This is a genomic window from Algoriphagus aquimarinus (assembly GCF_007997215.1).
GTDB lineage: Bacteria > Bacteroidota > Bacteroidia > Cytophagales > Cyclobacteriaceae > Algoriphagus > Algoriphagus aquimarinus_A.
Genome location: NZ_VORW01000007.1, coordinates 19,734 through 43,304, shown reverse-complemented (window position 1 = coordinate 43,304; position 23,571 = coordinate 19,734). Strand labels below are relative to the sequence as shown.

At 40.1% G+C, this 23,571-nt stretch carries 14 protein-coding genes; 11 read left to right on the top strand and 3 right to left on the bottom strand.

The annotated features are described in order from the left end of the window. Positions 1-6: 6 nt before the first annotated feature. The 7 genes from ESV85_RS12225 (at position 7) to ESV85_RS12195 (ending at position 12,402) form a co-directional block, all read left to right on the top strand. Complete coding sequence (locus ESV85_RS12225) at positions 7-2,277, top strand: NADP-dependent malic enzyme (protein WP_146917985.1); 2,271 nt, start codon at positions 7-9, stop codon at positions 2,275-2,277. After that, positions 2,274-2,870 (top strand): Holliday junction branch migration protein RuvA, encoded by a 597-nt coding sequence (gene ruvA / locus ESV85_RS12220; protein WP_146917984.1) that lies wholly within the window; start codon positions 2,274-2,276, stop codon positions 2,868-2,870. The genes ESV85_RS12225 and ruvA overlap by 4 nt, the downstream gene beginning before the upstream one ends. Before the next feature lie 207 nt (positions 2,871-3,077). Continuing rightward, complete coding sequence (gene sprA, locus ESV85_RS12215) at positions 3,078-10,013, top strand: cell surface protein SprA (RefSeq protein WP_223275988.1); 6,936 nt, start codon at positions 3,078-3,080, stop codon at positions 10,011-10,013. 56 nt (positions 10,014-10,069) lie between these two features. Then, on the top strand, positions 10,070-10,447 hold the full coding sequence (gene gcvH, locus ESV85_RS12210) for a glycine cleavage system protein GcvH (protein WP_146917982.1): 378 nt from the start codon (positions 10,070-10,072) through the stop codon (positions 10,445-10,447). Between the two features lie 9 nt (positions 10,448-10,456). Then, positions 10,457-10,825, top strand: a complete 369-nt coding sequence (locus tag ESV85_RS12205) for a VanZ family protein (protein ID WP_146917980.1) — start codon at positions 10,457-10,459, stop codon at positions 10,823-10,825. A 69-nt stretch (positions 10,826-10,894) separates the two neighbouring features. Beyond that, a complete protein-coding gene (locus ESV85_RS12200) occupies positions 10,895-11,572 on the top strand; it encodes an energy transducer TonB (protein ID WP_146917978.1) in 678 nt (225 codons plus the stop codon). Between the two features lie 158 nt (positions 11,573-11,730). After that, positions 11,731-12,402 (top strand): energy transducer TonB, encoded by a 672-nt coding sequence (locus ESV85_RS12195; protein ID WP_146917976.1) that lies wholly within the window; start codon positions 11,731-11,733, stop codon positions 12,400-12,402. A gap of 49 nt (positions 12,403-12,451) precedes the next feature. Here the strand turns inward: ESV85_RS12195 and ESV85_RS12190 are convergent, their stop codons facing one another. The 3 genes from ESV85_RS12190 to ESV85_RS12180 are packed head-to-tail and all read right to left on the bottom strand — an operon-like array spanning position 12,452 to position 17,706. Then, entirely contained in the window at positions 12,452-13,333 is an 882-nt protein-coding gene (locus tag ESV85_RS12190) for a YicC/YloC family endoribonuclease (protein ID WP_146917974.1), read from the bottom strand. Positions 13,334-13,347: 14 nt separating this feature from the next. Further along, a complete protein-coding gene (locus ESV85_RS12185; protein WP_146917972.1) occupies positions 13,348-16,638 on the bottom strand; it encodes a biopolymer transporter Tol in 3,291 nt (1,096 codons plus the stop codon). Between the two features lie 21 nt (positions 16,639-16,659). Beyond that, positions 16,660-17,706, bottom strand: a complete 1,047-nt coding sequence (locus tag ESV85_RS12180) for an NAD(P)/FAD-dependent oxidoreductase (protein ID WP_146917970.1) — start codon at positions 17,704-17,706, stop codon at positions 16,660-16,662. Between the two features lie 56 nt (positions 17,707-17,762). On the opposite strand from ESV85_RS12180, the gene ESV85_RS12175 reads away from it, so the two are divergent. The 4 genes from ESV85_RS12175 to porV are packed head-to-tail and all read left to right on the top strand — an operon-like array spanning position 17,763 to position 23,570. Beyond that, the gene (locus ESV85_RS12175) at positions 17,763-18,416 is read left to right on the top strand and encodes an MBL fold metallo-hydrolase (protein ID WP_146917968.1); all 654 of its coding nucleotides are present in this window, start codon (positions 17,763-17,765) and stop codon (positions 18,414-18,416) included. Continuing rightward, entirely contained in the window at positions 18,413-19,105 is a 693-nt protein-coding gene (gene pssA, locus ESV85_RS12170; RefSeq protein WP_146917966.1) for a CDP-diacylglycerol--serine O-phosphatidyltransferase, read from the top strand. Before ESV85_RS12175 ends, pssA begins: the two co-directional genes overlap by 4 nt. Next, positions 19,102-22,356, top strand: coding sequence for a type IX secretion system sortase PorU (gene porU / locus ESV85_RS12165; RefSeq protein ID WP_146917965.1), 3,255 nt, complete (start codon positions 19,102-19,104; stop codon positions 22,354-22,356). The genes pssA and porU overlap by 4 nt, the downstream gene beginning before the upstream one ends. A gap of 5 nt (positions 22,357-22,361) precedes the next feature. Continuing rightward, complete coding sequence (porV, locus tag ESV85_RS12160; RefSeq protein ID WP_410488860.1) at positions 22,362-23,570, top strand: type IX secretion system outer membrane channel protein PorV; 1,209 nt, start codon at positions 22,362-22,364, stop codon at positions 23,568-23,570. Position 23,571 lies beyond the last annotated feature (1 nt).

Sequence of the window (23,571 nt, the reverse complement as noted above, 5' to 3'; positions counted from 1 at the left end):
CTTTTTATGGCAATCAAAATCCGCAAGGAAGACGCACTTAACTATCACACGCAAGGTTCTCCTGGCAAAATTGAAGTAAATCCAACAAAGCCACTTTCCAGTCAAATGGATCTTGCCCTTGCCTACTCCCCAGGAGTAGCAGAACCATGCAAGGAAATCGAGGCAGATGTAGAAAACGTTTATAAATACACTGCCAAAGGGAATTTGGTGGGAGTAATAACTAACGGAACCGCAGTGCTTGGCTTAGGGGATATCGGGCCAGAAGCTTCCAAACCAGTAATGGAAGGAAAGGGAGTCCTTTTCAAGAAATTTGCTGGGATTGATGTATTCGATATTGAGATCAATGAAAGAGATCCTAAAAAGCTCATTCAAATTATAAAATCGCTAGAGCCTACTTTTGGAGGGATAAATCTAGAGGATATCAAAGCACCTGAATGCTTTGAAATTGAAACTGAACTGAAGAAGGAAATGAAAATCCCTGTCATGCACGATGATCAGCATGGCACAGCTATCATCTCTGGAGCAGCATTACTAAACGCTCTGGAGATTGTAGAAAAAGACATTTCCAAAATCAAATTGGTGGTAAATGGTGCCGGTGCTGCCGCAATTTCCTGCACTAGATTCTACATTTCTCTAGGTATTAAGAGAGAAAATATTGTCTTGTGCGATATAGTTGGTATTCTCCGCGCAGACAGAACTGATCTCGATGAGATCAGAAGAGAATTCTGCACCGACAGAGATCTTTTTACGCTTACAGACGCTATGAAAGATGCAGATGTATTCTTGGGTCTTTCGGCGGGAAATATAGTAAGTCAAGATCAGCTCAGACTAATGGCGCCGAACCCAATTGTTTTCGCATTAGCAAACCCTGATCCTGAAATCCCCTATGACCTTGCCGTTGCTACACGCGAGGATCTGATCATGGCTACAGGACGATCTGATCATCCTAACCAAGTAAATAACGTACTTGGATTCCCTTACATTTTCCGCGGAGCACTTGATGTCAGAGCTACTGCGATCAACGAAGAAATGAAGCTGGCTGCTACTCACGCAATTGCAAAGCTTGCTAAAGAGCCTGTTCCAGATATAGTAAATAAAGCATACGGGGAAGACAAACTTGGTTTTGGTAGATTATATCTGATTCCTAAACCTCTTGATCCGCGACTGATCACTACCATAGCTCCTGCTGTAGCTAAAGCTGCAATGGAGTCTGGTGTGGCTAAATATCCAATCAAAGATTGGGATGCTTATGAACTGGAGCTGCAGGAACGCATAGGAATTGACCAGAGACTGATGTCTGTGGTGATAGCAAGAGCCAAAAAAGATCCTAAGCGCGTAGTATTTGCGGAAGCAGATAACAGAAAAATACTCAAGGCAGCACAGATCATCAGAGACGAAAAAATCGGCGAGCCAATACTATTGGGTAACCGAGAGAAAATCTTGTCTTTGATCGAAGATAATTCTCTGGATTTGAATAACGTAACTATCATTGATCCAATGGAAGAAAAGGAGCTGCTGAAGAAATTCGCAGATATGCTCTTCCAGAAGCGCCAACGAAAAGGTATGACAGTCGGAGATGCCGCGAGACTGGCAACGCAGAGAAATTACTTTGGAGCATTGATGGTAGAATCTGGAGCTGCAGATGCATTTATCTCCGGTCTTACCCGTGATTACCCGAAAACTATTTTGCCATCGCTTCAGACTATAGGTGTGAAGCCCGGCGTAAATAGAGTGGCAGGTATGTATATCATGAATACCCCAAAAGGCCCATATTTCTTTGCTGATGCTACAGTAAACTTAAATCCTACTGCTGAGGAATTGGTAGAAATTATTGGATTGACTGCGGATGCGGTTAGATTCTTCAATATGGAACCTAGAATTGCAGTCCTTTCTTATTCCAACTTTGGATCTGCAAAAGGAGATATTCCTGATAAAATGGCTAAAGCAACTGCTATCGCTCAGAAAAAATATCCAGACTTGATCATAGAAGGAGAAATGCAGGCAAACGTTGCAATTAACGAAGATATCCAGCGGGATATGTATCCATTCTCCAAGCTTATCAATAAGAGAGCAAATACATTAATCTTCCCAGACTTGAGTTCAGGCAACATTGCCTATAAACTTTTGGCTGAACTTGGAAACTCTGAAGCAATTGGGCCAATTCTACTTGGAATGAATAAACCAGTTCATATTTTACAACTAGGTAGCTCCATCCGGGAAATCGTGAATATGGTGGCTGTCGCAGTTGTAGATGCACAATCCGCAAATACCTTATGATCGATTATTTAAGTGGAAAACTAGTTTTCAAAGACCCTACGTATGTGATCATAGACGTAGGTGGAATTGGATATCATGTGAAAATTTCACTTCAAACCTACACGGAAATCAAAGATGAGGAGCAGATCAAGCTCCTCACTTTTCTTCATATCAAAGAAGATGCTCATACACTTTTTGGATTCAAACAAGAAGATGAAAAACGTCTTTTTTTACTTTTACTCTCTATCAACGGAGTTGGGCCAAGCACAGGCTTAATGATTCTTTCATCCCTAAGTTCAGTTGAAATAGAGCAAGCTATATTATCAGGAGATGTAGCTACTATTCAGCATGTCAAAGGGATCGGTGCTAAAACAGCTCAACGAATAATTTTAGAATTGAAAGATAAGGTTGGCAAAGCTGGTTCAGATGCTATTACCACTCCACTCGGATTCCTGAAATCCAGCAATAAAATACGCGAAGAAGCGTTACAAGCACTTATTACGCTAGGTTTCCCAAAAGCTGCCGCAGAGAAAAATATCGCGACGGTCCTCAAAAAAACCACTGGAGAAATTTCGTTAGAAGATTTAATTAAAGCATCTTTAAAGACATCATAATTTTACTTTGTATTGAACTTTTGGAGTGTACTGACTTTTTGCGGGAGGAGGTTCCTCGGTAGTTGGCCTAAATCATTTATCCTTTTTGGTCTGCTACTGGCCTATTCCACTTCTGAGGCTCAACAAACCAATCCTGACACTGTTCAGTCTCGGATTGATTCTTTGAATCTAAGGAGACTATCTCCCTCATATTTGCTGTGGCAAAATATGAGGACAAATCCTCTATATCCTTCACGCAACCCATTTCTACGATCTCAAAATCCCTTTTTCCCAACTTCTCCAATCACCCAAAATATAGAAGTAAAGATAGATTCTACACTTCGATATAATGTCGTAGATCAGATAGATACAGTTCGGGTAGGAAACGAGCAAGAATACAACTTCGATGAATTTTCAAAGATTCAGGAGTATAAAGTCAGGCAAAATTACTGGCGAAGCAGAGCTCGGGGAGGTGATGGAGAAAGTGCAGTAGAAGGAAGAGGTCTGATTCCACCATTAACTGTGAGTCCCTCTTTTGATAGGCTCTTTGGAGGTAGTGAAATAAATATCGTTCCATCTGGCTATGTAAACCTAGACTTCGGCGCTATTTTCCGAAGAGTAGACAACCCTACCCTACCAATTAGGCAGCAGCAAAACGGTGGTTTCAATTTTAACCAGCAAATCCAAATGGCTGTAAATGGCTCTCTGGGTGAAAAAGTAAAAATCGGAGCCAATTTTGATTCGAATAATTCATTTGACTTTCAAAATCAAATGAAGCTCGAGTTCAATGGGTTCGAAGAAGACATCATCCAATCCGTGGAAATTGGTAATGTCAGCATGCCTGTTCAGAATCGGTTGATTCAGGGAGCACAGAACCTTTTTGGGGTAAAAACGCAGCTTAAATTCGGGAAGTTGGGTGTCACTGCAGTAGCTTCTACACAACGAGGACGACGCGATAACCTGACTATCGATGCCAACGGTCAAGGGAGGTCATTTGATATACAGGCTTCAAAATATGATGATAATAGACATTTCTTTATAGGTCATTTCTTCCGAGACAATTATGAAAGATGGCTAAGAGGTCTTCCTCAAGTGCTTTCTGGAGTGAATGTGACTAGAATTGAGGTATATATCATGAACAGGGCGGCAAATACTGAAACACTTCGAAATTTCGCCGCCTTCATGGATTTGGGTGAAGGAAGAGTGATCTATAACCCCACTAATCCAAACATTGGGCAAGGAACTCCTTCTGCGCCGGCTGGAAATTCAGCTAACAACCTTTTTTCAAATATTACTAATAACCCTTCTTTCCGTCCATTTGACACAGGATCTCGAGCGATGGAATCAAGTTTGGGAATCAAAAAAGGGGTTGATTTTGAGCAAATCAACGGTGCAAGAAAATTGCTTCCTACAGAGTACTTTTTCAATCCTCAACTAGGCTATTTATCCCTTTTCAGAAGACTTCAGAATGATGAAGTTCTGGCAGTTTCTTACGAATACACCTACAATGGTCAGGTTTATAAAGTCGGAGAGTTAACTGAAGACTATCAAAACAGACAGGAGGATGAGATGATTTTCTTGAAACTTCTTCGTCCCGCCCGAATCAATACCCGAACTCCAACGTGGGATTTGATGATGAAAAACGTCTATAGCCTGAATGCTAATCAGATTACCAGAGATGGCTTCCAACTTCAGGTTATTTATAGAGACGATAGAACTGGACTTGATAACCCTTCACTATTAGAAGGAGCAGAAGTCAAGGATAAACCTTTGATAAGGCTCACAGGGTTGGACAACTTAAATCCGCAAAATGACCCTGCGCCTGACGGAAATTTTGACTTTGTCGAAGGACTCACCATCCTCTCCGATCGCGGACTTCTTGTTTTTCCTGTATTGGAACCCTTTGGATCCACGCTGGAGAAGTATTTCCAACCAGGCGAGGTCGTGCTGAAGGAAAAATACGTTTACGATACCCTTTACCGAACGACTCAAGCAGATGCGGAGCTCGTTACAAGACTTAACAAATATTTCATTAAAGGTCGACTGACGGCAGGCTCAGCTAGTGAGATCCAGCTGCCAGGCCTGAATATTTCTCCTGGATCCGTAATCGTTCAAGCTGGCAACATACCTCTGACAGAAGGCATAGACTTTACTATAGATTATAATGTAGGTAGGCTTGTAATAATCAACGATGCAATCCTTCAATCAGGTAAGCAAATCAATGTGAGTTTCGAAAAAGCTGATTTAGTATCCTTCCAAACAAGAAGTTTGCTTGGAACGAGATTGGACTATCTATTCAGTGACAAATTCAACATAGGAGGTACTTTTCTTTATTTAAATGAAAGGCCAAATATCACAAGAATAGCCACAGGCAGCGAAACATTAAGAAATAGCCTTTGGGGATTAGACGGGAATTTCAGTGATGAGTCACGCTGGTTAACTAAAATGGCTGATGCTCTTCCTTTTACCAGTACCAAGGAAACCTCTCTCGTTCAAATTAGCGGGGAATTTGCACACCTTATTCCAGGCACGTCTAATCAAGTAAATGGTGAACAAGCATCATACATCGATGATTTTGAAGCGGCCATCACTCCTTATAACTTAGGAAGTGCGGCTAATCAAAACTGGAAACTGGCTTCTACACCACAAACTATTGACGATAGATTTGACCTGAGTAATCAAACGGAAGATAATCTTGGAGCTACATACCGTAGAGCAAGAGTTGCTTGGTACAATATTGACAACATCTTCTATAGAGAAAATGGACCTGGGGTTCCATCCAATATTTCGAGGGAAGATCGCAGAAACCACTACGTGAGACGTGTTGTACCCCAGGAAATTTTCCCTCAGCAAGATCGAGACGTGATCGTTACTCCCGAGCCACTTTTTGAGCTGGCATACTTCCCCAGCGAACGAGGGATGTATAATTACAATACCAATCTGACTACAGAAGGATTACTCCCAACACCAAAAAAGAACTATGGTGGAGTTACCAGAGCTATTACTACTGAAGTTGATTTTGATAGGACAAACATAGAATACATAGAGTTTTGGCTTTTAGATCCATTTATAGGAGGTGAAAATGGTCGTGTATTGGATGGTGTTTTCAATCAAAACAATACTACTGGAGGAAAGCTATTCATCAATCTTGGAGATATCTCTGAAGATGTGATGAAAGACGGTCGACATTCATTTGAAAATGGATTGCCTGCGGATGGAGACCCTGCAGAAACAGGCCAAAATGAGTGGGGAAGAATTACGAGAGAGCAATTCCTTTTACCGGCTTTTGACAATTCAGAAACCTCAAGACAAAATCAGGATGTAGGTCTTGATGGATTAAAAAATGAAGATGAAGCCAACTTTTTCCGTTCAAGATTCTTGGATCGTCTTAATGTAAATACTACAGCTAGGAACGAGATTCTCCAAGACGTTTCAAGTGATTTATTCAAGTATTATCTGGGCGAAAATTTCGATCAAAACGATGCGAAAATTCTAGAGCGTTACAAGAAGTTTAATGGCATGGAAGGAAATACGCCAGTGACTGCCAATCAAAACCTTCCTTATACTCCATCAGCATCAAATACACCTGATAATGAGGATTTGAATACAGACAATACCATTAACGAACTGGAGAATTACTATTCCTATGAGATGGATTTGAAACCAGGTAAATTGGTAGTAGGGCAAAATTATATTGTAGACAAAACCACTCACAACGAAGGCGGAGAAAATGTAGATTGGTATTTATTCCGCATTCCTGTTCGCCAGCCAGACCGTGTGGAAGGTGATATCACCGGTTTCAAATCTATCCGTTGGATCAGAACATATTTAACTGATTTTGAGCAACCTGTTGTACTCAGGATGGCTAATTTCCGAATGGTAGGTAGCCAATGGAGAGTCTTTCAGGAATCGCTTTTCGAGAGAGGCCTTTTCGAAATTCCTGAACCTGATAATTCCAATGTAACTGTTGATGTAGTAAGCATAGAACAAAATAGTCAAGGTAGTTCTACCGAAAGTCCATATGTATTGCCGCCTGGTATTTTCAGAGATCGGGACAACACCTCCACTGTGGAGCGAAGATTAAATGAGCAATCACTCCGAGTATGTGTGGAAGACCTTGCTGCAAAAGATGCCAGAGCTGTTTTCAAGAATGTTACCTTGGATTTGGTACAATTTGAACGAATCAAAATGTTCTTGCATGCTGATAGTGAAGACGCCATGGATGGAGAGATTTCAGCGTTCTTGCGACTAGGAACTGACAATACCGACAACTATTACGAGATAGAAGTTCCTCTACTAATCACTCCCAAAGGCACGAGAGATCCAAATCAGATCTGGCCTGAGGAAAATGAAATAGACATTGCAATCCAAGATATAGTAGGCGTAAAAGTAGAACGTGATAATCAACATGTTCCGCTGAACATTCCTTTTTCTCAACAAATCGGTCGCTATAAAGTAACCGTAGTAGGCCGACCAGAACTGAGTCAGTCCCAATCCTCTATGATCGGGGTAAGAAACCCTGGCACAAACGGTGGCGGCAGTAGAAGCATCTGTATTTGGGCAAATGAGCTAAGAGTTACAGGGTTCACCAAGTCTAATGGATGGGCTGCAAACGCCCTGATGAATGTCAAAATCGCAGATGTCGCGGTAGTATCTGCTTCGATCAGACACAATTCCATTGGTTTTGGAGGTTTGGAGACCAGACTTTCTCAGCGAGCCAGACAATCTACTACGCAATATGATATCTCTACTAACGTAGATATTCATAAGCTTTTACCAGAAGCTTTGGGCGTGAGCATCCCGATGTATTTCTCGATAGAAAATAGCACCACTAAGCCAGAATATGACCCACTGAACCCAGATGTTCCTTTCGAAGTAGCTCTTCAGAAATTTGACACACAGGGTGAAAAAGATGCTTATCGGGAAATTGCTTTGGATCAAGTAAACCGTAAAAACATCAGTTTCAACAATGTCCGGAAAATCAAGACTAATCCGGAAGCAAAAAGTAATTTCTATGACATAAGCAATTTCTCATTTTCCTATGCTTTGGGAATAATGAGTCAGACCAATGCTCAAATTCAAGATTACACTTACAAGACCTATCGTGGAAATGTCACTTATAGTTTCCAACCCAAACCGCTTACCATAGAACCTTTTAAAAATGCCGGTTTCTTAGATTCCAAGCATTTACAATTGATCAAGGATTTCAATTTAAACTTATCCCCTACGCTAGTTTTAGCTAGACTGGATGTTGATCGTAAACATTTGAGATCCCAATACAGAAATGATCAATTGGGCACATCTGGAGTAGATCCACTTTTCCAAAAAAGCTTTTTTATGAATCGCTTTTATTCTGTGAATTGGGATTTGACAAAAAATCTACGAGTTGATTATTCGGGAAGTGTAATGGCGATTGTAGATGAACCTCAGGGCGATCTTGACACAGAGCAAAAATCAGATTCAGTGAAATATAACGCGTGGCGATTTGGGCGAAGAACAAATTACAATCATAACATTACACTTAATTACACACTACCTCTAGATAAGTCCCCGCTGACTGACTGGATTAAGGCTGATTACAAATATACCACGACCTACACTTGGCTGACAGGTGCTATCGGCCAAAAGGACACACTTGGTAATTCCATTCAAAATACCAGAGATCAATCACTCAACGGTAAACTAGACCTTATCAAGCTTTATAATAAAAATAAAAAATTAGCAGCCTTAAATGCTCCGAAACGGCCAAGTATCCCAGGTAGGCCTGGAACTCAAGCAGAGGATACTATAGGCACACCTTTCACCAACAAGGTGTTAAAAATGCTGATGATGGTAAAAGAAGTAACCTTTAATTATGGCAAAATAGAAGGAACTTTCCTCCCGGGCTACATGCCTAATACGGGGCTTCTAGGAATGGATCGAGCTTTTGACAATCCTGGCTTGGCCTTCTTATTAGGCAGCCAAGATGCAGGTATTAGGAATGAATTCGCACTAGCAGGTATCATGGCTCCAAGCAGTGAACTCACTCAGACATTTAGGCAAAGTAGTGTTGTGAACATGCGGTTTGGTAGTTTGATAGAGCCTTTCCAAGACTTTAAAATCACCTTGAATGCTACTAAGCGGGAAGTTGGCGATTATCAAGAAATTTTCAGAAATTCTATAGATAACCCTGGAGTATATGAATCAATAAGTCCAAACAGACTTGGGGCATACAGCATCACCACGATAATGTTTGGAACTGCCTTTAGCAAAGATGGTTTTGACAATGTATCCCCGCTCTTTACAGAGTTTGAAAATAACCGAGCTATTATCAAAAACAGATTAGATGCATTAGATGACGGAGGAGAATATTCGATAAATGGGCAAGATGTATTAATACCTGCCTTTATGGCTGCATACAGGGGAAAAGACGCATCTACCTTCAATATGAATCCATTCCCTAAAACACCGCTACCAAACTGGCGACTGGATTATCGCGGACTTTCTAGGCTGAAAGGACTGAGCGATATCTTTAGCAGCATCAATATCACACATATGTATACTTCTACATACGATGCCAGCAATTTCTCCAATTCCCTACAATACAAGCAAGGATTAGAACTTTACAACACACTACAAAATATCCCTAGACCTACACAGGTGAATACAGAAGGTCAATACATACCGATATATGTATTGAATCAGGTAGTTCTTACGGAACGGTTTGGCCCACTGATTGGCATTGATATGTTGACAAAAGACAGATTCAATATTGCAGTGCAATACAATAAAGAAAGAAATCTTGGCTTAAACTTTTCTAACTCACAGGTGACAGAACAAAAAAGCAACGATTTTGGATTGACTTTAGGTTATACAAAAGCAGGTGTAAAAATCCCTTTCAAATTTCAAGGAAAGCAATCAGTGTTGAAAAACGACTTGCAGTTCAAACTAGACTCCAAGGTTGTTAGCACTACTCAAATTCAGCGAAAAATTGAAGAAGGCAGCACCATAACTAGTGGTAACTTGAACATTTCGATAAGACCTACCATCTCCTACTTAATCAATCAAAATCTAAATCTTACTTTATATTTTGACAGGACTATCAATGATCCTAGGGTAACAACCGCCTATAAGCGAACTTCCACAGCTTTTGGAGGTCAACTTCGATTTAATTTAGGCCAATAGATTTTATCCTTACTTGATTCCTATTAATTTTGACTCCCTTATAAATATTTACAAACATGGATTTTCCACAAGAACTAAAGTACACCAAAGACCACGAATGGGTTAAAATTGATGGTGATGTTGCAACTATTGGAATCACTGAATTCGCAGCTGGCGAACTAGGAGATATCGTTTATGTAGAAGTTGAAACGACAGGTGATACATTAGACACCAACGAGGTTTTTGGCTCTGTAGAAGCAGTGAAAACTGTTTCAGATTTGTTTATGCCTGTTTCAGGAGAAATTCTGGAAGTAAACCCGGAGTTGGAAGATGCTCCAGAATTAGTAAATGAATCTCCTTACGAGCAAGGCTGGATGATCAAGGTGAAAATCACTGGTGATTTACCTTCTGATCTACTGTCTGCAGCGGAGTATGCTGAGCTAGTAGGAGAATAAGAATATATTTTGAGATTAGGACTTGCAATAGCTTGGCTTTTATTTATTGCCATTGCCATGTTGACTCCCGGGAATAATTTTCCTGACGCTTCATTCAACTTTCAAGACAAGCTGATTCACTTTATATGCTTCGGCACTTTAAGCTTTCTTTGGTGCGGAGTTGGTGTAAAAAGAGTCTCTGTTAGTACTGTGCAAGGCCGGGTTCTGAGCAACTATTTGATTTTCGGCGTAGCCGCTGGAATAGTTCTAGAATGCGCTCAAGTATATATTCCCTTCCGATCTTTCGAATATATGGACATGATTGTCAATGAAATAGGCGGGATAGCTGGTTTATTAGCATATTTTAAGATTCCGACCAGCAAGATTGGCTTGGATTAATGCCTATTAATTATTACAATTGTTAATCAAAATAAGAGCAAAATTTAACCTTTATAAACCAAACTTACCATGGAAGCAAAAAAGACTCCCAGCGCTGATCTAACCAGAAAGTCAGGAATGTTCCTGAACCTTGGTTTGGCTGTTGCTGTAGGTGCCACTCTTGCTGCCTTCGAATGGAAGTCATTTGACGATGGTTCTTTGAAAGACCTTGGTCAAGTAACTGATAACTTCGAAGAATTGCTAGATATTCCAATCACGGAGCAGCCACCACCACCACCACCACCACCAATTGAGCAGCCTATCATCCAGGAGATTCCTGATGAGGTTGAAATTGAGGAGAAAATCGAAGTTAACTTCGATGTGGATGTAAAGGAAAAGACAGTAATTAAAGAAATCGTAATTGCTGAAGCTCCAGTTGAGGAAAAAGCAGATGCTATCTTTGATGTGGTAGAAACTCAGCCTGAACCTCCAGGGGGAATGTCAGCTTGGAACAAATACCTAAGCGACAACCTAAAATACCCAACTCAAGCAAGAAGAATGGGTACTGAAGGTACTGTAATCGTAGTATTCGTTGTAAACACAGATGGATCTATTCAAGATGTTGACGTGTTGAGAGGAATCGGCGGAGGCTGTGATGAAGAAGCTGTAAAAGTAGTGAAAAATGCTCCTAAATGGACTCCAGGAAAACAACGAGGTCGTCCAGTACGTACTCGAATGAGACTTCCGATTAGATTCAAACTGAGCTAATCACCAAGTAATTATAAAGGCCCGATATATCGGGCCTTTTTTTTGCCTTCTGTTTAACAACTTTTAGCTTAGTTAAATAGTGTTAGACGATTAGTATCAATGAGTTAGGTAGTGTAAATTATTAGAGTAGTTTTTTTCTAACCTCTAATTTTACACTCATGGAACTCAAAAAAAATCCTAAGTCTGATCTTAAAAGATGGTCAGGTACATTGTTTAACTTGGGACTGGCAGTCAGTCTCGGTGCAGTATTAGTAGCTTTCGAATGGAAAGCCAATGAGAAAGTTGTAATACAAGATTTTGCAGGAATGGAAGATGATTGGGACATCCTCGATATCCCTATCACTGACCAATCTCCCCCTACTCCGCCGCCTCCTGCTCCAATCGAGGTTGTAATAAAGCCTGATGATATCGTAATTGACGACATTGATTTAAAGACTATCGACATCAATACTACAGAAACCTCAGTAATCCCTGTAGTAGAAATGACTGCTCCACCTGTGGTCGAAACGGCAGATGTGATCAATGACTTTGTCGAAGTACAAGCTATGTTTAAAGGGGGAATGGACGCGTGGTACGCTTATCTTAAAAAGAACCTGGATTACCCTTCACAAGCCCGGAGAATGGGGACTGAAGGCGTAGTAATCGTTCGCTTCGTCGTCAACACTGATGGCTCTATACAAGACCTCGAGCTACTGAGGACGATTGGTGGTGGATGTGATGAAGAAGCGATGGAAGTCATCGCAAACTCACCAAACTGGACACCAGGAAGAATCAGTGGAAGAGCGGTAAGGTCTAGAATGACTATGCCAATTCGTTTCAGGCTTAACTAATCATTGAGCGAAGCTATTATTCATAAAAAAAGGGGCCTAAGCCCCTTTTCTATAATACATTCAATGATTGTTCCTTCACTTTTTCCAGCTCATCCTTCATTAGGATTACGTGCTTTTGCATTTCTGCATCATTAGCTTTAGAACCAATAGTATTGATTTCTCTTCCTATCTCCTGACTGATAAAACCAAGTTTCTTTCCCTGGCTGTTTTCTTCATGCAGGCTTTTTGAGAAGTATTTTAAATGAGTATCAAGCCTTACGATCTCTTCAGTAATATCTAACTTCTCAAAGTAGTAGATCAATTCCTGCTCGAATCGATTAGCATCGAAAGAATTCTCGTCCAGCCATTCATTGAAGTGATTACGAATCTTTTGCTTAATTCTATCTTTTCGGTTGCCTTCCTCCTCTTCAATTTTATTCAAACCACTGGCTATTTTATTGATATTTCCTTGCAACTTATCTTCCAAGGAATTGCCTTCATCCTGTCTAAATGAATCACATTTGTTCAAGGCAACTACCAATACTTTTTTAATTTCCTCCCAATCTGCCTGATCATCTCTTTGCTCACCAGTCACCTGAGTGATTACACTTGGAGATTGTAGTGCGAGTTTGAATAGGTCTTGAGAATCGTCTTTTACGCTATCAGCAAGGCCTTTGTATTTCAGGTAAAAGAGATTGAATAGATCTTCATTAATACTTACAGGCATCTCCGCAGAGCCTTTAGACTGAAAGTCAATAGATATACTCACTTTGCCACGATCCAAAACGGATTGAACAAGGTTTCTGATTTCTAGCTCTTTATCATTAAACTGTCTAGGGCTACGGATAGAAAGGTCCAAAAACTTAGAATTGAGCGTTCTCACTTCCACTTGGATCACCATCCGCTCATCCTCAAATCCGGCGTTTCCGAAGCCGGTCATTGATTTGATCATAATAAAATTTGTAGTTAGAAATTGAAGCCCAAAGTTACATAGAACTTTAAGTCTTCTGCTTCATAATTTCGAATTGGTCTTGCCACATCGAATTTGACGTAATAATTAAGTAAGACCGTACGTAATCCAGCCCCATAACTTTGCAACCAGGGATTGTTGAAATTATTCAGAACGATAGTGAATGGAGATCCTTGAGTATTGATTACTTCTGTATTTTGATCATTTACCCGCTCCCATGGAGCAGAATCATTCCAGGCTGATCCTATATCGTAGAATCCTACCAATTGGAAATTGCGAATGAAATTTGAAGTAATATTTCCTCGTGTCAAGTAAGAAAATACAGGAATTCTCAGCTCAGTGGTAAATGTCACCACATTTCTGCCTCTAATTTCATCGTAATCATATCCTCTCAAATCCACAAAGTCAGCAAAGAGTATATTGGAATTCTCAACACCTGATGGATTCCTAATTGGAGACGATTCAGGTCTGTTTGATGGTGGGCTATAGAATGCATTGAAGAGCCAATTATCCATGCCACCTACCATATAGGTCTGAGGATTATTTCCCATGAATGACCCGGCATACAACCTTGCTGCGAGAACTATATTCTTGTGAATTTTTCTATATTCTCTCAGATCAAGATAAAAATTACCAAAAGACCGGTCCTTATTTCCGAAAGACTGATACTGTGTATATCCAATTTTCCCCTTGAATCCTGTCTGCGAGTAAAGGCCAACAGGTTGGGTACGGTCATAGACAAATTCTGCCCTACCTCCCACATAATTGACATCAAGCTTATTTTGAGATGGATTCTGCCCATTGATCAATGAGTCTGAATTCAAATTAAAGTACTGAGTCTTTGCCACAAAAGGTGACAAAGAAAACCTTGCATTTGCGTTTAGCGGGTATGAAACACCTGCTTCAACTTTGGTCAAGACATATTTCTGAAAAGTGATATCACCTTCGGTAATCCGCACAGTCTTACGGTCATATCTCGCCTTGAAATCAACTCTGCTTTTTAAATATTCATATTCAAAGAATATATCGCCGCCAGAGCGGAAATCCAACGTAGTCAATACACCGCCTTGGAAAACATGATTGTCTAGCAAATCAGTCATTTTCCCGGTAAGCCCTATCCCAAAACCTCTCAAAGGATCAACCACGAACCTCGTATTGATACTGTTTATGAAAAACTGAGGTTCCATTTGTCTTGGCCCAGTCACTCTCTTTTTCAAACTCTGCTTCCGGAAAGTCTCCAGTAAATTGGTTTTAGACTCTGAATCTGAAGCGACTGAAGAACCAAGATTACTCGGCAATGTATCAAATGTGTAATTATCCGTATTTAATCCATTTTTAGACTCAAAACTAAGTCGCTTTAGATCAATAGAAGAGGTTGTGTTTTTCGCTACCGTATCAAGTTTCGTTGGCTGTGGGAAATTCATTGTCGGCTCCCTAGTGACCGGTTGTAGATTGGCTTTCGATTCTCTTTCTTCCAATAACCTTCTGGCTGCCAACCTTTCATTCAGGCTTTTTGCTTGTTCTAGCTGTATCCTTGGCGTACTTGGAGTGAATTGGTCAGAATTAGAGAATCCTTCTAGCACCAGATAGCTTTCCCTACCATCCCTTATAGAATAAGCCATTTTATTCATTCTGCTGTTTACGTCAAAGGCCTCTATGCTTCTATTATAGGCTGAAATCTGGTTAGACACCTGATTTCCTATACTCATCCGCATCAGGTTATTTATACCGCTAAGATCACTCAGGTAAACAATTGAATTGCTATTCACCTTTCGAGGACTTATGTTTTTGCTATTTGAGTTGGTCAGTTGTTTGGTGATGATCGTGTCCGTCACCTGCACCATGAAGAGGTTATAGTAATTAGGTAAAGACTTCAATTCTAGACTATTACCTAAAAGTGAATCTGGAAGATTAGTCGCATTGGAAGAGTATATAATAGTAGAGTCATTCAAAAAGACAGGCGTCAGTTCGTCAAAAGAATCATTTGTCAATCGCTTCCCTGCACCTCTTGCATTCAATGTGTATATATCTGACTTCCCATTTGAGATAGCAGAAAGAACCATGTTTTTTCCTGTACTATTGAAATCAAGACTTAATATTTGGGTGATGTTCCTGAGGAAAATCTTATCCTGATTTGACCCATCAAGTGATCTCAACCTCAGTGTGGTAAAACCTCTTTTAAATGAAGCAATCGCAATATTCGCGGAGTCTCTCCAAGCAATAATCGGAGAATAAAAGTTTGCCTGCTGATCTTGCAGAGATGTCCCCCCAGAAAATATAGTTTGTTCCCGGCCAGAACTTACCTCTCGCACCTGAACTTTATATTTTCCTTCATTATTTATCACATAAGCCAGATTCAAGCCATCAGGGCTAAACTTTATATCATTTATGGCTCCAATAAATTTCGGAGAAGTTTTGGCAACTATAGCACTCTCATTAGGAATCTTGAAGTTTGAAGAAACTTGTTTATTTACATCCAGATAATACTTTTTCCAATCTTCAGTGAAGGTCTTGTAATTCAGCCCAACGGTATTTGCAATACTGTTTTCCTCATTTCTATTTATTCGGGAAAGATTGAGAATACTAGAAACATACCTTCTTCCATATCTTTCGGCTATGTAATTCCAAACGGACTGTCCCACTAAAGCGGCTTCCCTTTCTTTTAACTTAAGAATTTTCGGGTTTTCATCTTCCTTGAAATAGTGGCGAACAAAATCATCCATTTCCCTACTCCATCCTTTTGCCAGATATAATGCTATGCCGTCCACATACCACTCCGGAAAACTATTGGTCAGATTGGACTGAAACGCATCGGATACAGAAGAACCGTAAAGCATTTCTTCAATGATTACTTTAGTCGTACCATAAATTAAGTCAGCCTTAAACAAATCAACTTCTCCCTTGTAAGAAACCTCCGCTAAAAGTCGGTTGAAATTGGTTTGTCCCTGCTCGTTATATTCTTCTTTGTTGAGATTGATATTACTTTGCAAAAGCTCCTCTGGGGAGTTATAAATGTAAATTTTTGGCTTTGTGTAAGCTACATATCCAATCATCTGCGTGAGTCGATCGAACTCGCTTTCCAGATAATCAATGGCCATTTTGGCATTTGCGCCTCCACGGTCATAGTAATACACCTCAAAATTATTTGAGGAATAAAAATACCATTCAAACTGCTGGTGCTGAAGTCTGTTTTTCCCAAAACGCTCTTGATCAAACTGAGCGAGGGCAAAAAATGAATTCAACCATAACCCAGCAAAAACTAAAATTCGGAATAGGTGATATCGCATTCGGTTTGCTGAAAGATGTTTTTAAATATAATTAAAATACCTAGCTATGTCCACTTCAGAATCAATAGCCTTACTATTAAGTAGATGTTCAACCATTTGTTTACTAAAATAAGGAATTAGTGATACGCCTTTGGCTCCAAAACCATTGAATATGTAAACGCCTACCTCGGTAGGATGTTTTCCCAAAAATGGTTTTCTATCTCTGGTAGCAGGTCTAATTCCTGTCTTATGGCTTATTATCCCCTCTACAGGTAGCCTTACCAAATCTGTCAACTTCTCCAAAATCTCAGTTTTCGCGGCATCTGTCGCCCCTACGTCCAAATCGTGTTTCGTATAAGTTGATCCTACTCGATGAACTCCATCTCCCAAATGAACTCTGAAAACTCCTCTGTTCACCACATAATCCGGAGTAAATGCTTGCTTTACTTCCAAAATCTCACCCTTGACTGGAGCAAATGGAAGGAAATTGAAAAACCTAGAATTCATCGCCCCCAAGCCATTACAATAAATTACTGCTTTTGCTTTCAGATCTCGATAAATCCATAAATCATCCTCACGTGAAAATAAACTCTCGTCGAATTTTTCCAAAATCAATTGCTCTTTAAAATACGAAGTCATCGCATCAAGTAGATTGTTGATATTCAACCAACCAGAGTTGCGAAGCATAACTCCACCATAAGGGTCCTTGAGAAATTCAGATTGACTTTCTTGAAAAATCTTCTCCAGGTAGGTTTCAAAACCAGGATCAGCACTATGTCCCATCCATTCGTTCAGCTCCTCAATCGTTAAAAAAGGCCTATAAATTGCTTTTTCTGTGAGAAACTTGCTTCCCGTAACCTGTTCGAGTTCTTGATAAAATGGCTTGATTTCTGGAAAAAGTGAATCAGCCTTCCAAGTTTTCACCATCTTCCTGCCAGTCACCGGATTAAAAAGCCCAGCAGCAATTCTACTCGAGTTATTAGCTTCAGGCTGATCAATTATTCTTATTTTCTTTCCAGCTTGCTTAAGTCTATAGGCCAGCGCTGTACCAGCAAGTCCTTGTCCAATCAGCAAAAAATCAATTTCCATAGCCCAAAATAAAGGTTTAATTCCTTATTTTGTTCCTTTACACCGATACATTTCCCATGCTTTATATTAAGTCTTTTACATTCAACCCTTTTCAGGAAAACACCTATTTGCTATATGACGAAAATGGCAATGGAACATTGGTAGATCCGGGATGCTTTGACCTCGCTGAGCGAAAAGAGTTATTAGATTTCGTGACAGACAAAAAGATACGAGTGACTCAATTACTCAACACACACTGTCATATCGACCATGTCTTGGGAAATGCTTGGGCTAAAAAAACTTTTGGTGTGGAACTCCTAATTCATAAAGAAGAAGCTGCCGTATTGAAAGCGGTGGAAGTATATGCCCCCAACTACGGCTTTGTAGGCTATGAGTCAAGTGAAGCGGACGGATTTCTAACTGAAGGGGAAGAAATTAAAGTTGGTAATGAAACGCTGAAAATCATCTTTGTACCAGGACATGCTCCAGGGCATGTGGTTTTTTACCATGAACCTACTCATCAATGCATCGCTGGTGACACGCTTTTCAAAGGAAGTATTGGCCGCACTGATTTACCAGGTGGAGATCATGAACTCCTTTTGAGCAAAATCAAATCGGAGCTTTTCACTCTTCCCGAGGAAACTGTGATTTATCCTGGACACGGGCCAGAAACAACAATAGCTTTCGAGAAAACACATAACCCATTTGTGGGTAAAAACGCAAGACCTTGAAAATAAAATCACATATCCCAAATGCAATCACACTCCTAAATCTACTTTCAGGAGTAATTGGAATTATTTGGGTGATCAATGGAGACATAGTTTCCGGCGCATATTTCATCATTTTGGCAGCAGTATTTGACTTCTTTGATGGCTTTGCAGCTAGACTACTGAAAGTGCAAGGTGAGCTTGGTAAACAGCTAGATTCATTGGCTGACTTGGTTTCCTTTGGTGTACTTCCAGGAGTGATACTTTTCCAAATGGCCAAAGTAACTACTCAGATTGAATGGCTCCCCTATCTTACCTTAATCGTCCCACTATTGTCTGCAGTTCGTTTAGCCAAGTTCAATCTTGACACCAGACAAAGTGATAAGTTTATTGGCTTACCTACACCTGCAAACGCTTTGTTCATAAGCACATTGCCGTACTTCGCCATTAAATGGACTTGGGTGGGAACATGGGTCACTTCACCAATTTTTCTGGTTGTGATAGCTTGGGTCTTTGCAATACTTTTACTCGTTGAGCTTCCGCTTATCGCTTTGAAATTTAAGTCCTCTTCTTTTGCTGATAATAAATTCAGGTATGCACTTCTACTGATTGGTCTTGCATTGATTTTGTTATTTGGTTTGGCAGGCATCCCTCTTGTCATCTTAGCATACCTTGGTCTGTCCGTGGTGGAAAATGGTATAAGCACAGAATGACATCCCTATGTCAGAAGCTCCTGTTTTTTCTATTTTTCAGCTTCTTGTTGATTGGATCTGCTTCTGGCCAAAATTCATTTTTCAAATTTAAAATCACCAAAGCAGGCATCTATAAAATCAGTGCCAGTCAAGCCCAGAAGTTAGGCGTAAATTCCTTAGGTGAAATCGCGGTTTATGGGTACCCGGGGATGTTGCCACAACGTCTGGAAAATGAGAATTTAGACTTGCAGGAAATTCCTGGCTTAGAAAAAGACGGCAATTTGTATTTCTATTTATCATCTCCAAATAGCTACCAATACTCAGAGAATGATATAGAATATCATTCAAATCAATTCTCGGATTCTCTCAGCTTTTTGATTGGTTTTTCTGAAAACCCAAAGAGAACATCTACAATAAATGCACAATCGGGACTCTCCGTCCCAGCTGTATTATATCAATGGAATTGGCTAAAAGAAGATGTAAACAATATTTTGAATTCGGGAAGAGCTTGGTATTCTAAAGCTGTTGCACCTGGAGTAACAAGAGGCTATGCCTTTCCACTATCTACAGAATCTACTGCCAAATGGAAAGTTTCAGCAAAGCTAATGGGTAGGTCAAGTTCAGAATCAAAGATCAACTTGGCCGTAGATGAGATGACTATTTCCGAAAGCTCTATAGCTGGAATTCCATCTAGTACCTATGGCATAAAAGGTCAAGAGATTCGGGTTAGCAAAGAGTTTTCTCCTTCTGGAAATAAAGTGGAAAGGCTCAGAATTTCCTTTCAGGCATCAGATCCAAATTCCAGTGGCTATTTTGAATACATAGGAATAGGCGTACCTCAATCAAGCCTATCATTACATGAAGGCATTTTTTCAATAGATCAGAAATCTTCTATTTCTATTGCTCCTGCGGTAGGGTTATCGGCTTGGGAAATTAGTGACTTCTACAAACCAAAAGCACTCGATTTCAGCATAGGCTCAATTGTAACTGGAGAGAAATTCATCGTTTTCGATGAAGCAAAAACAAGCGAAATCCCTGAAATTGAATTAGCTAATCTTTCTCTGAGAACACAATCCTCCTGGCCAGAATTACTTATCATCACTCCGCAACTTCTTTTTAACTCAGCTGAGAAACTTAGCCTTCATAAAATCGGAATGGGAATCTATTCCGAAGTAGCATATCTCGATGAAATCTACGATGCCTTTGGCTATGGCAATCCTGACTTAAACGCCATTCGCAATTTCCTAGCATGGCATTACCAGCAAGGGGGAAAGCTTCAGAATGTCTTAATTCTGGGAAAAGGAACATTTGATTACAAAGGAATACTGGGAGGCAGGCCAAACCTTGTCCCTATATACACCAGCAGAAACAGTCTAAATCCATTGACGACATTCAGCTCTGACGACTATTTTTCTCTCCTAGAGTTTGGGCAAGGTGAATGGGCAGAAAGTCGTGCAGGGGATGAGTCTATTCAAATTGGAGTGGGGAGATTGCCAGTGATCAATCCTCAGGAAGCCAAAATAGTCGTGGACAAAATCATCAACTACGAAAGCAACCCGAAAGCTGGGTATTGGAAACAAACCGTGACTTTTTTTGCTGACGACGGGGATAACAATATTCATTTACGAGACTCAGAAACTCACTCCAACTTTCTGAATGATAATCATAAAGAATACAAGCAAGTCAAACTGTATTTGGACAGATTTGAACAAGAGAAAAATGGAGAACGACAATCTTCACCACAAGGTAGAACAGCAATTGAAGAAACGCTGGAAAATGGGACTTTACTACTAAACTATATTGGCCACGGAAATGAAACCACGCTAACAGCCGAGGAAATATTTCTGGTATCTGACATAGCTAATTGGGCTGACCAAGATCAATTGGCACTCTGGATGACTGCTACCTGCGAATTTGGAAGGCACGACAGTCCATTTATACGATCTGCCGCAGAAGAACTATTGATTGCTCCTAATAAAGGTGCAATAGGGCTTTTAAGTACAGGAAGACCCGTTTTCAGCAGTGTAAATTTCTCTTTGAATGAAGCATTTATCGAAGAAGTATTCCGACTGGAAGACGGAATACCACAAGATCTAGGAAGCATTTTCCGAAATACGAAAAACAGAAGTCAAAACGGATCACTAAATAGAAACTTTAGTCTCTTGGCCGATCCGAGCATGAAGTTAGCCAGACCTGGATTTGGCATAAGCTTTACCTCCTTTACTGACCCTGAAAATAAAAATTCTTTAGACACACTTTCCGCTTTGCAAGAAGTGGAATTCGAGGCCCAAGTTATTAATCCGAGCACAGGTGGAGTTGCAAGTAATTTTAACGGTTCCTACACAATTGAAGTGCGAGACAAACCTGTAAAAACAAAAACTCTGGGAGATGAAAGTAGTTCAGTTGAATATGATGAGGAAATAATCCTTCTGTTCAAAGGAACAGGAAAAATCACATCAGGACTTATCAAAGGCAAAATGATAATACCCAAAAACATAGATTTAGAGCTTGGAGAAGGCAAAATTCGCATTCTTGGAATAAGTGAGGATCAAGCTTGGGAAGCTTTTGGATTTAAGACCTCTATCATAGGCGGAAGTTCAAGTAAGCCTGTACTAGACGAGGAAGGCCCAGAGATCAAAGCAATTTTTGGAGATAGAGATATACCTCCATTTACTTTCTCATCAACATCTATAGAACTGGAAGCTCAATTTTCAGATATAAGCGGCATTAACATTTCAGGCTATTTACCATCCGAAAATTTGACCGTTCAAATAAATCAAAATGATATAATACTATTAAATGAGTTTTTTACATCAGTTGATAACACGTTTACATCCGGAAAAGTGAATTTCAAATTATCCGGATTAAAAGAAGGTAAGAATTTGGTAACTATCAAAGCTTGGGATATCTTAGGTAACCAGAGTGTATTCAAGCAGGAAATTATAGTGGAAGGAAGTGATAGACTTCGAATTTTAAATCACAAGACCTATCCAAATCCGACACAAATTGAAAGTCATTTTGAGCTTGAGCATAATCAACCAGGAGAGAATTTGATTGTTACACTTGCGGTTTATCAAACAGACGGCAAGATACTATTTACAGAAAGTGATCGTTTAGTCAAAGCTGACGCTCATATAGGGGATTTGTCTTGGTTTTTTTTACAAAACCAAACCAAATATCCAGCAAAAGGAACTTATATTTACAAATTAACGCTACAGTCGGAAGGTAATAATTCGGTAGCTTCAGTGAGCGGACAAATCGTGATTCAATGAAAAAAATGGCCATTTTTAATAGGAAAAACTTACTCGTTGCAGTATTTACCCTGGCTACTTTATCCGCGTATGCGCAGAATAGCACTATTATTTCCGGTCAGGATCGCACTCGAAGAGTAATCACTACAGCTGTACCTTTTTTGAATTTTGCACCAGACTCCAGACATTCAGGTATGGGTGACGCAGGAGTTGCTACTTCCCCCGATGCTAATTCAGCACATTGGAATGCGGGAAAACTTGCTTTTGTAGAAGACGAAATGGGTTTTTCACTGTCTTACTCTCCTTGGCTTGGGAAGTTGGTAAACGATATGTCATTGAGCTATCTAACCGGATATTTCAGAATTGATGAGGTTTCCGCATTTGGGTTTGATTTGCGCTATTTCAACATGGGCGATATACAATTGACGGATGGCCGAGGAAATTCACTTGGCGAATTCAACCCACGTGATATTGCAATTGGCGGCACATACTCTAGAAAACTATCCTCTTATCTAGGTTTGGGTATATCAGCGCGATTCATCTATTCAAACTTATCTGGCAACATCTCTTCCGTTGGCGGAAGTGAAGCTAAGCCAGGAGTGAGCGTAGGAACAGATGTTGGCCTTTATTACTCAAAGCCAATCTTTGCTGGAGCAAAAGATGCAAACTTTTCTTGGGGACTTAGCATAACTAATATCGGCCCTAAGATTACTTATAACTCAGCTGACGACCTAGACTACATCCCTACTAATCTTAAAGTGGGAGCAGCATACGCTATAAATCTTGACGAGGTAAACACATTAACCTTTGCGTTAGACCTTAACAAATTACTTGTTCCAACTCCTCCTATCTATGCTACAAACGAAGATGGTACACTAGAGACGGATGAAAATGGGAATCTCATCATAGAACCTGGTAATGGAAAAGACCCTAATCGTCCATTGATTTCAGGTATGTTCGGTTCTTTTGCCGATGCTCCAGGTGGATTCTCTGAAGAATTACAGGAAGTCATGATTTCTTTTGGCGTAGAATACAATTACGATGATAAGTTTGCACTTCGTACAGGCTACTTTTATGAAAACCCAAATAAAGGAGGCAGAAAATACTTCACCATGGGTGTAGGTTTTGATCTGAAAAAACTTGGATTTGACTTCTCCTACTTAGTTCCTCAAAAGCAAAATCACCCACTCGCAGAGACATTAAGGTTTACTTTAATGTACGATATCCCCAATTAAA